Origin of the sequence: Streptomyces beijiangensis (assembly GCF_017315755.1) — a bacterium.
In the GTDB taxonomy this organism is placed as follows: domain Bacteria; phylum Actinomycetota; class Actinomycetes; order Streptomycetales; family Streptomycetaceae; genus Streptomyces; species Streptomyces beijiangensis.
Genome location: NZ_JAFLRJ010001429.1, coordinates 1 through 483, shown reverse-complemented (window position 1 = coordinate 483; position 483 = coordinate 1). Strand labels below are relative to the sequence as shown.

General features: G+C 49.3%; 1 protein-coding gene. It reads left to right on the top strand.

Annotated elements, in window-relative coordinates; translation table 11 throughout:
• Positions 1–411 (top strand): glycine cleavage T C-terminal barrel domain-containing protein (locus J0695_RS46495; RefSeq protein ID WP_277990125.1); only part of this gene is annotated, 411 nt, incomplete at its 5' end.
• Positions 412–483 lie beyond the last annotated feature (72 nt).

Below are 483 nucleotides of genomic sequence, written 5' to 3'. Positions count from 1 at the left end.
GATACGCTGAGGTTTGAAGCGAAGCTGCCGCTTTACGGACAGGAGCTCTCAAAAGACATTACGCCGATCGAAGCCGGCATCGGATTTGCCGTCAAAACGAACAAAGCCTCGGATTTCATCGGAAAAGCCGTCCTGGCAAGCCAAAAGGAACATGGAGCGGACAGAAAGCTGGTTGGCCTTGAAATGATCGATAAAGGCATTCCAAGACACGGATACGCCGTCTATTATCAAGGCGAACAAGCAGGCGAGGTGACAACCGGCACACAGTCGCCGACTTTAAAGAAAAACGTCGGCCTCGCATTGCTGAAAAAAGAAGCCTGCGCCCTCGACACCGTAGTTGAAGTGGAGATCAGAAATAAACGTTTGAAAGCCAAAATCGTGAAAACCCCATTTTACAAACGGCAGCCGTAAGTTTGCCAAGACCTTGAAAGGAGACTGAAGATGAAGCACCGTTACCTGCCAGCTACAGATCAGGATAAAAAG